Genomic DNA, 7,575 nt, shown 5'->3' on the forward strand with positions numbered 1-7,575 from the left:
GCTCAGTGCTGTGCCGTGGCCCGGAGGTAGACGGACTGGTAGCCGTCGACCATCCGGCGGATCGAGAAGGTCGCGGCCACGTGGCGACGGCAGGCGGCGCGGTCGAGTTCGTGAACCCGCCGGAGGGAGTCGGCCAGGCCGTGTGCGCTGTCGGCGAGGTAGCCGGTAATGCCGTGCTGGATCAGCTCGGTGGCGGCCCCGGTGCGCAGGGACACCACGGGTGTGCCGCACGCCATCGATTCGATGGGGACGAGGCCGAAGGGCTCGGGGATGAGCGAGGTCATCAGCGTGGCGCGGGCGCCGGCCAGCAGGTACGTCTTCGCGTCGAAGCCGAGTTCGCCGAGGTAGCTCACCCGGGCGCCGTCCAGGTGCGGCTCTACCTGGCGCTGGAAGTACTCCTGGTCGCCGGGCTTGACCCGGCCGGCGATCCGCAGTGGCAGGCCCGCCACGCGGGCTGCCTCGATCGCCACGTGCACCCCCTTCTCGGGCCGGATCCGGCCGAGGAAGACCAGGTAGTCCCCGCTGGGCCCGGTGCTGAATGGGAAGGCCTCCACGTCTAGGCCGTGGTGGACGGTGCCGAGGTAGTTGAGTTCGGGCAGCCGGGCGCGCTGGTCGGCGCTGATCGCCACGTAGCGCTCGGCCGCGTAGCGGCGGAAGAGCTGGGAGTTGTCCTCGTTGAAGAAGCAGTGGACCGTGTGCACGACCGGGGTCCGCAGGTTCTGCAGGGCCGGCACGGCCAGGCAGCCGCTGTTGGAGTGGACGTGGGAGTGGATGACGTCGAACTCGTTGGCGTGGTCGTGGACGTCCTGCAGTTGGAGCATCCGGTAGATCTCGGGCTCGCGGACCCGCTCGTCCGTGTTGAGGGCGAGTTCCGCGGTGGTGCGCAGGTTGCCGGCGACCTTGGAGTCGCCGGAGGCGAAGACGGTGACCTCGTGTCCGTCGGTCACCTGGGCCGCCGCGAGTTCGGCGACCAGCGACTCGACGGCACCGTAGCCGCGCGGCGGGACGCTCTCCCACAGCGGGGCGACATGGGCGATGCGCATGCTGTTCGGTTCCCCTCGCCGTGCGCTCTGCCGGACCGGCCGACCGGCCGCAGAGGCGATCGGTGGATGTCAGAGGACGGTGCCGGCCTGCAGCTCCGGGATGGCGGCGAGGTAGTCGCGCACCTGCTCGGCGCAGTGGCGGATGGCCGGTTCGTGCGAGTCGAGGCTGAAGAGGCGCAGGTAGCGGGCGATGTTCGACTCGTAGATCCGGGGGTTGATGTTGTGGGCGGCCATGACGTCCGGCCACAGCGGCAGCATCCAGAGGTGGAAGTGGGGGCGGTCGAGCTTCTCCTCCTGGTACATCTGGACCGCCGACAGGCCGAGGCAGGAGCGCATGGCGCGCCGGACGAAGTGCGTCACCCGGCCGATCCGCTCCACCAGGGGCAGCCCCATCTCGTCCAGGGCACCGATGTGGGGTCGGACCCCGACGACCATGAACCCGGGCACGGTCCACTCCGCGTCCTGGCGGACGGTGATCATGCCGTCGTCGAAGACCGGGGTGAGGATGTCGGGCAGGCGCTGCTCGCTGGAGTTCATGTAGCAGCCGCGGCAGGTGGTTTCCTCGACCAGGTGGCTCGCACCGCCGAGGAAGTCGAGCATGCGGTAGCCGGGCGGCGGCGGGCCGGCCGGACCGGCCTTGGACATGGGTTCGGACATGGCTATCCCCAATCAGTGATAGATGCAAGTGAGTTGGGTCTCCGCTTGGAAGAGGCGGCGCCAGCCGTTCGCTAGGCTGCCTCAGAGTTCCCGAAGGCCTACGAGGGTCCGGGCGATCAGGAGCGGGGGCGCTGAGACGGTTTCGTCGGCCGGGCTGGTATCGCCGGGTCTGGGAGATTCGCTGGGCCCGCTGGCGAGACTCAGCCGGGCCCAGACCACCTTCCCTGTGAGGCCTGCCGGGTGGTAATAGCCCCAGCCAGCACTCAGTGCGTCCACCAGGAAGACACCCCGGCCGCTCTCCGCATCGGCCCCGACGGACTTGAGCGTCGGCGGCCGGGCGTCACCGTCCTGGACCAGCAGGAAGAGGTTGTCATCCTCCGACACCAGCCGCAGGACGACCGAGCGGACGGGCGAACTGGGCGAGTACGGCGAGAGGTCGTCGCCGGCCTGCGGGTGACGCACCGCATTCGTGGTGAGCTCGGACACGAGCAGTCTGGCCACCTCGACGACGTCGGGGGGGACCAGCCAGCGGCGCAGGACGTCGACGGCGTGGCGCCTGGCCCACTGAACCGCGTTGGGGGTGTCCGCCAGCATCAGCTGGCTATAACAGAGTTGCGCTTGTGACACGGGATCCTCCCGGGTCGGGAGCAGAATGGTCTTTGCTGGCTCGGGAGTTCGTGCCTCTTGCCTGCCGTATCGCGCAGGGTGGGCGATCGGCTGCCGCCAACGTTGGGTGACAAGCCTGACGCGGAAGGTGACTTCGGCGTCACGTCCTCCCCCCGACCCGGCACCGAACCGTCACCGAACTTGCTGCCCCGAGTTCGAGAAGTGCGTCACCGCGTCGTGACGTAGTGCCATGCTTGGGCCCATGGCGGAACTGAACGGTAGTCCGATCGGCCTGGCCGACCTCCAGGCCCTTGCCCTGACCAACTTCGGGCACTTCACCTCGATGCGCGTCGAGGACGGCCGGGTACGCGGCCTCGACCTCCACTTCGCGCGTCTGCAGCGCGACTGCCAGGCCGTGTTCGGCGTCGACCTCGACACCGACCGCGTCCGGGAGTTCGCCCGGCGAGCTGTGCCGGCGAGCGGGACCTGCGTGGTCCGGATCACCGTCTTCGACCCGGGGATGGACCTCGGCCACGTCGGCGATGACGCGCACCCGCAGGTCCTGGTGACGACCCGGCCAGCAGGCTCGCTCCCCCTGCCGCCGCTGCGGGTCCAGTCGGTCGTCTTCACCCGCGACATGCCGCTGGTGAAGAGCATCGGCCTCTTCGGCTCGCTCCGGCACCGCCGCAATGCGCAGCGGGCCGGCTTCGACGACGCGCTCTTCACCGACGCCCAGTCGGTCATCTCCGAGGGCGGCACGTGGAACATCGGGTTCGTCAAGGACGACCGCGTGGTCTGGCCTGACGCCGAATGCCTGGTCGGCACCACCATGGAACTGCTGCGCCAAGCCCACCCGTCCACCGCTGCACAGGTGACCCTGGCCGACATTGCCGGCTACGACGCCGCCTTCGCCACGAACGTCGGCATCGGCGTGCGCGCCATCAGCGGAGTGGACGGCCTCGCCCTGCCCGCCACCCACCCGGTCATCGAACAGCTTCGCAAGGAGTACAACGAAGTACCGGGCGACTTGATCTAGTTGCCCGGCGCACGGGAGGGCTCTGCAGAGGACGACACACCATGGGGGTGAGCGAGCACGGTGGCAACTGTCGAACTGTGGACCGGGTTCGAGGTCAGGGCCCTCCGACAGGCCAAGCGGATGAGCATCGAAGCGTTCGCCAGCCACCTCGGCGTCAGCGACCGGATGGTCTCGAAGTGGGAGGCGCGCGGTGCGGGGATCCAGCCCAGACCGGTGAACCAGGCCGCGTTGGACACCTCGTTGGCTTCCTCCGGCCCCGAGGTCCACGAGCGCTTCGCACGGCTCACCACCGTCCCGTCCGACCCCGCGGAGCAGGGCAGCGCCACGCCTGTGCTCCCCCGGCAGGACCACAGACGGCACCACACCGACGGCAGGCAGATGGCCCTGATCGAGGCCGGGGTGTTCCTCTCCGGCCCCGACAACGAGCCGGTGTGGCTGGCCGCGTACTACATCGACGTCTTCCCGGTCACCAACGCCGACTACGCCCGGTTCGTCGCGGCCACCAAGCACCCGGCGCCGCAGCACTGGCCCAACGGCCGATGCCCAGCAGGCCTACGTGACCACCCCGTCGTCTTCGTCACCTGGCACGACGCCACCGCCTACGCCCGCTGGGCCGGCAAGGCACTGCCCACCAGCCTGCAGTGGGAGAAGGCGGCCCGCGGCCCACGCGGGCACCTGTACCCGTGGGGCGACCGGCCGACCCCAGCCAAGTGCAACAGCCGCGAAGGCGGCATCGGCTCCACCACCCCGGTCGACCGCTACCACAGCGGCGTCAGCCCGTACGGCGTCTACGACCTTTGCGGCAACACCTGGGAGTGGTGCTCGGACGAGCCCGAGCCGGGACGGCGAGAACTCAAGGCCGGCGCCTTCACCAGCCCGTTCGCCAGAGCCGCCCCTTCGGCGTACAACGACGCGGCGGAGACCATGCTCGACGACGACACTGGGTTTCGGTGCTGCTCAACCGATCTTGAAGCGTCGAGCTGACAGGATGGGTGCTCGGCTGGGTTCCCGCATCCGCCCCCAATGCCCGGAAGCGCGAGCAGGGCACTAACGCGCTCGCCAGGCCCACTCTCCCCGCTGAGCGCTCGCCCGACCCCACCATGCACCATGCGGTCGGACGCCTGATCACCCGACAGAGACGAGGTCAGAAAGGCTCCGAGCGGGCGCTCGGACCGCAAGCAGCGCCGCACGCGCCAGAGCTGCACCCCTCGGGGTTGCGGCTTCGCCGCCGCCGACCCTGATCGGGCGGGGTACGAGGCCCGCGCAGGAGCGGCAGATGCCCGGTTGGGGCACGGGGTCATGGCACTTGGCACACTCGAAGTACCGGGCCGGTGCGGGCTGCACGGGGGCCTTGGCGGGTGGCAGCTTGCGTTCGAGTCGGTTGCGGAGAACGGCTATTGGGGAGTGGAGCTGGGCTGGCAGCCCTGGGATTGGGGCGGCGGCGAGGGCGGTGGGGGTGGCGCCTCGGGCCAGCCAGTGGGCGACGAGCGGGGCGAGGGTGCGGGCTTCGGCTTCGCCGAGGTGCAGGCGCGGCTCGGGCCGGGTCACCCGGAACAGCGTGGCGACGGCCTCGCGGGTCTGCTCGTCCGGTATCGGCGGAACCTGCTCGGTCTGCCGATGATCATCCTCCCGCCCTCCCGACTCCTCCGCCGCCTCGTCGGCGGCCTGCTGGCCATCGACAGGCTCGGTGGGGTGGGTGGGTTCTTTGACCAGGTTCTTTACTACAGGGGCGTCAGCACCGCCGGTGGTCGCTGAACCGGAGGCCGGACGGGTGGCACCCGGCAGAGCGAACTGCGGGGTGTCGTAGACGTGGGCCTCGCTGCGGCTCGTGCCGTCGGGCATGCGGACCTTCTCGACCCGGTAGAAGCCGGCCTCCGTCAGCTCCTTCAGGGCCTTGCGGACCGCGCTGCGACCCTGGGGGCTGGTGTCGGCCATGTGCTGCGCATTCTCGCGCCAGCCGTCGGGACGGGAGAGGAGATCGGCGAGCAGGCCCCGGGCGGCGAAGGACAGCCGCCGGCACTGCAGCACGGAGTTAGGCAGCACGGTGAAGTGCCGTACGTGTTCGGTACGATGGACGCGCATCGGGAGTTCCAGCTCCTGTTGCCGGACCCCGGGGTGTTCCAGCACCGCCGGGGTCGCCTATTTTCGATTGGACCACAGAACATAGCACACAGACGGTCTCAAGATCGACGCGATCAGCGAGAGACCACCATCACATCCGCACCGGCATACTTTTTCTCCGCTTAGGGACGGCATTCCGGTGGCCGTTGTCGTTCTTCTCATCTGGCGACCTATTTCAAAGGCTATCGAGGGTCCCGTTCGCTCAGCGGCTGGGCTTATTTCTCACCGAGCGAAAGACCTGAACTGTTCGCCCGGTGGACATCACCTTTACTGCTCTTCCGGACGGTTTCCCCGCCGAGTGGCTGAATCGCCTGGTTGTTCAGCCGCTGGGCGGGCGGCGGAGGCGGGGGACGTTAGTCGAGGTTCCAGGTGGCGCCGGCGAGGAGGCCGTCGAAGCCAAGGGCTCTCATAGAGTCCTCGGAGTCATCCCAGCGCTCGCACTCGTCCTCGGGGGCGACGAAGTGCAGGTCGAAGTAGGCGCGGGTAAGGTCGGGCTCGCGCCATTCGTGGGCGCAGCGGCAGCGGACGAAGACGAGGTCGCGGACGGCGAGGAGGAGCCAGTCTCGGCAGGCGCCACATTTGGCGCAGGTGATGGTGATCCCGCGGGGGTTGAGTTCAGCGGGATGCGGAGTAGCGAAAATCGGCGTGGGGGAGAATTCGGCGGCGGGGCCGTAGAAGTCATGATCGTAGTCGGCCATGCGGTCCTTTCGCTTTGACGGCGGGGCAGCAAGGGACCATACGACACGCGGCGCCGGAAGAGTTCCCGTCCGGCGAGAAGGACATCGAATCGACACCAACCTCTGCGGCAGACGACCGGATTAGGCAGCTTTACGGAGTAGAGTGCGCAGGGCCTTACCCCGGACAACTGCCCGTGCCTTGGCCACGGTGGCTCGCTGTTCCTCGCCCGTCCGGCCCGGCACCGGATTTCCCCGTCCGAATCGAAGGCACCCAGCCGTCGCTTGGCGCCTTCGACATGCGTGCTACTTGAACCAGACCCGCACTCCCCCGTGGTGGGAGCAGGTACCGGAGCCGGCGTCGGCGGAGTTCGAGATGGAGCCGTCCTTGCAGGTGGCTGTCTCGCCCTGCTGCGCGGGCGTCTCGCCCCGGTCCCATCCGCAGTAGGCCACCGTGTGCGACTTGCACGATCCGGCCGCCTGCGGGGCCGGCTGCGTCGGTGCGGCCGCAGGGGCCGGCGGCGGGGTGGAGGTGTCGGTCGACTGGGTCGGGAGCGCCGCCGGGGCCTGGGTCGAGGGGGCCGCGTCCGGTGCGGGCGTCGCCGCGGCGGACGGCACGGCCGACGGGACGGCGGACGGCGACGAGCCGGGGCAGTCCTCCTCGTTCTTCACCACGGACAGCTTCACCGTGATGTCCTTCACCGACGGCGAGCCCGCGGCGGGCGTCTGCGAGCAGACCTTCCAGTTGCCCGTGACGATGACGGAGCGCGTGTGTGACTCGCCGGCCTTCACATCTTGGAAGGTGACATCCTTGGCTATGGGCGCGCCCGGCTTCTGCAGAGCGTCCCTCGCCTTGTCACCGTGCATCCCAACCACATCGGGCACAGGCGTCCCGACCGCATTGGACGCGGACGTCCCGGCGGCGCCGGGCGCAGCCGTCCCGCTCGCGGCCGGCTCGCACCCCGCCACCCAGAACGCGGCCGCCACCGCGACGAGGCCCACCCCGAGCCTTCTTCCGACCGAGCCGGACGACTGACCACCACCGAAGGTCCACTCATTCTTCATAAGGAATGAAATTACCTTTTCTTTACCTGCATGACCAGGCGCAGAGTCACACCCGCTGCATGCCCCCTCGATCCCCCCTTTCGCCATCCAGCCAACCCGACTGCCACCTGGCGATCGTTCAATTCCCCTAACAGAAAGGCGAGTTAACGGGAAACGATGAGCCGAATCGGGCGCCGCCATGGCCAATGAGCGAACTTCCCCAGTGCGGCTGCCAGCAACCGATCCGGCACGCTAAGTGACGAAAGCCACAGCAATCGCGTCCACCATGCGGGACGGCTGGGTCTGTCCAGTGAACGGTGTAACTCGGTTGGGTTGAGTCAGCGGCGGCCGGCGGAGAGTCGGCCGTCGAAGGCGATCTCAAAGGCGTTGAGTG

8 protein-coding genes are annotated in these 7,575 nt (G+C 69.0%); 2 read left to right on the forward strand and 6 right to left on the reverse strand.

Annotated features, from left to right (window positions below; translation table 11 throughout):
• Nucleotides 1-2: 2 nt before the first annotated feature.
• The 3 genes from ACFYNO_RS33760 to ACFYNO_RS33770 form a co-directional block, all read right to left on the reverse strand.
• The gene (locus tag ACFYNO_RS33760) at nucleotides 3-1,043 is read right to left on the reverse strand and encodes a glycosyltransferase family 4 protein (RefSeq protein WP_388021335.1); all 1,041 of its coding nucleotides are present in this window, start codon (nucleotides 1,041-1,043) and stop codon (nucleotides 3-5) included.
• 69 nt (nucleotides 1,044-1,112) lie between these two features.
• Entirely contained in the window at nucleotides 1,113-1,700 is a 588-nt protein-coding gene (locus ACFYNO_RS33765; RefSeq protein WP_388021336.1) for a hypothetical protein, read from the reverse strand.
• Nucleotides 1,701-1,781: 81 nt separating this feature from the next.
• Nucleotides 1,782-2,294 (reverse strand): ATP-binding protein, encoded by a 513-nt coding sequence (locus ACFYNO_RS33770; protein WP_388021337.1) that lies wholly within the window; start codon nucleotides 2,292-2,294, stop codon nucleotides 1,782-1,784.
• 274 nt (nucleotides 2,295-2,568) lie between these two features.
• Between ACFYNO_RS33770 and ACFYNO_RS33775 the strand changes: the two genes are divergently transcribed.
• Both ACFYNO_RS33775 and ACFYNO_RS33780 read left to right on the forward strand, forming a co-directional pair.
• Nucleotides 2,569-3,342 carry an aminotransferase class IV family protein gene (locus ACFYNO_RS33775; protein ID WP_388021338.1) on the forward strand — a complete coding sequence of 258 codons (774 nt, stop codon included), beginning with the start codon at nucleotides 2,569-2,571 and terminating at the stop codon, nucleotides 3,340-3,342.
• A gap of 120 nt (nucleotides 3,343-3,462) precedes the next feature.
• The gene (locus tag ACFYNO_RS33780) at nucleotides 3,463-4,326 is read left to right on the forward strand and encodes an SUMF1/EgtB/PvdO family nonheme iron enzyme (protein WP_388021339.1); all 864 of its coding nucleotides are present in this window, start codon (nucleotides 3,463-3,465) and stop codon (nucleotides 4,324-4,326) included.
• A 141-nt stretch (nucleotides 4,327-4,467) separates the two neighbouring features.
• Here the strand turns inward: ACFYNO_RS33780 and ACFYNO_RS33785 are convergent, their stop codons facing one another.
• From ACFYNO_RS33785 to ACFYNO_RS33795, 3 genes are all read right to left on the reverse strand, one after another.
• A complete protein-coding gene (locus ACFYNO_RS33785) occupies nucleotides 4,468-5,469 on the reverse strand; it encodes a hypothetical protein (RefSeq protein WP_388021340.1) in 1,002 nt (333 codons plus the stop codon).
• A gap of 347 nt (nucleotides 5,470-5,816) precedes the next feature.
• Nucleotides 5,817-6,161, reverse strand: a complete 345-nt coding sequence (locus tag ACFYNO_RS33790; RefSeq protein ID WP_388021341.1) for a hypothetical protein — start codon at nucleotides 6,159-6,161, stop codon at nucleotides 5,817-5,819.
• A 282-nt stretch (nucleotides 6,162-6,443) separates the two neighbouring features.
• Entirely contained in the window at nucleotides 6,444-7,139 is a 696-nt protein-coding gene (locus ACFYNO_RS33795; RefSeq protein ID WP_388021342.1) for a DUF3761 domain-containing protein, read from the reverse strand.
• Between the last annotated feature and the right edge of the window lie 436 nt (nucleotides 7,140-7,575).

This window comes from Kitasatospora sp. NPDC006697 (assembly GCF_042869935.1).
Taxonomy (GTDB): domain Bacteria; phylum Actinomycetota; class Actinomycetes; order Streptomycetales; family Streptomycetaceae; genus Kitasatospora.